Source organism: Thiohalocapsa halophila (genome assembly GCF_016583825.1).
Lineage (GTDB): Bacteria > Pseudomonadota > Gammaproteobacteria > Chromatiales > Chromatiaceae > Thiohalocapsa > Thiohalocapsa halophila.
This window is the reverse complement of the sequence record NZ_NRRV01000178.1, coordinates 1-1,566: the sequence shown is the minus strand read 5'-3', so window position 1 is coordinate 1,566 and position 1,566 is coordinate 1. Positions and strand designations below refer to the sequence as shown.

General features: G+C 63.2%; 2 protein-coding genes. One reads left to right on the top strand and one right to left on the bottom strand.

What is annotated here, in order from left to right; translation table 11 throughout:
* On the top strand, positions 1–909 hold a 909-nt coding region (gene senB, locus CKO31_RS25825; RefSeq protein WP_200243714.1), incomplete at its 5' end, for a selenoneine biosynthesis selenosugar synthase SenB.
* Positions 910–985: 76 nt separating this feature from the next.
* Here senB and CKO31_RS25820 read toward each other — a convergent pair.
* Positions 986–1,566, bottom strand: a 581-nt coding sequence (locus tag CKO31_RS25820; protein ID WP_498370623.1) for a GTP 3',8-cyclase MoaA family protein, incomplete at its 5' end; no start/stop codon positions are given.

Here is a 1,566-nt window from a genome sequence, read left to right as displayed (position 1 = left end):
GGCAACCGCACTACTGCTGTGCGCTGGGCACGCATTCTGCAGTCTTTGGGGCATCGAGTTCGCGTTTCCGTAGACTATGCCGGCGAGCAGACCGATCTGATGGTTGCCCTGCATGCCTGGCGAAGCGCGGCATCCATCCAGGCATTCCGAGAAAAGTATCCGCAAGCACCTTTGGTCGTGGCCCTGACCGGCACCGACATTTATCGGTTTCTGAACACCGATCCGGAGCCTACTCTAGGCTCCATGGATTTGGCCGACGTCTTGGTGTGTCTACATGATCGGGTCGGCCAGTCCATCCCGGAGCGCTGCGCAGACAAACTGCAGGTCATCTATCAATCCGCCATCCCATTGGCGCGCCCGAGGGAGCCGTCCCGCAGGTTCTTCGACGTCTGCGTGATCGGGCATCTTCGAGAGGAGAAGGACCCATTACGTGCAGCGCTGGCGGTCCGCGATCTGCCGCCGTTCTCCCGCATCCGCGTGATCCACCTGGGCAAGGCTCATCACCAGGACTGGGCAGTGCGCGCCGAGGAGGAAATGACCCTCAACCCCAGGTATCTCTGGCGCGGCGAAGTGCCCGGGTGGGCGGTACGCAAGGCACTTGCAAAGGCGCAGCTGCTGGTTCTGAGCTCCAACATGGAGGGCGGCGCAAACGTCGTCTCAGAGGCGGTAGTCGCCGGCGTCCCGGTACTCGCGTCGGATATTCCCGGCTCCGTGGGACTGCTCGGAGACGACTACCCCGGCTATTACCCAGTCGGAGATACTGCCGCTTTGCGCGAGCTCTTAAGGCGCAGCGAGGAGGATACGGATTTCCGTACGGACTTGACCGAAAGATGTGCCGCACTCCGCTCGTTGTTTAGACCCCAAGCGGAGCGCGAATCCTGGCGCACCCTGCTCGAGCGGCTCTTGTGACCGGCTAGATGCAACCTGCAACCGCCTTACAGAAGCGTTGCCGCGGGTCACAAACACCGCGCACTGCTGTATTGTCTCAGCCGCCGGTCGCGTTCATGTGCCGAAAAAGGACCGATTGCTCCGACAGGGCAAAGTCGTGCCCACGGGGTTTGATGGACATGGCCCGCACAATGGCCCTCTTGACGCGTGCGTCGTCGCCGGGCTTCGCGCGCAGCGAGCGACGGAGGTCCGTGGAGAGCCCCTGGCCCAGGCAGAGCAGAAGCCGCCCCTCGGCGGTGACGCGCACCCGGTTGCAGTCACCGCAGAAGTTGTGGCTGTGCGGGGCGATGAAGCCGATTTGCTGTGCGCAGCCAGCCACACGCCAGTAGCGGGCCGGGCCGCCGGTCCTCTCGGTCGTCGGGATCAGGTCGAATTGCTCCGACAAGTCCCGGCGAATCTGATCGCTGGCGTAGTAGGCCTCTGCGCGCTCGTGATCGCCGACTACGCCGAGCGGCATCTCCTCGATGAAGCTCAAGTCCGTGCCATGGTCCAACGCAAACCGGACCAAGTCACAAACCTCGTCGTGGTTGCGGTGTTTGCGGATCACGCAGTTCAGCTTGACGCGCTGGAAACCCTCGGAAACCGCCGCCTCGATGCCGACGAGCACCTCCTCCAGGT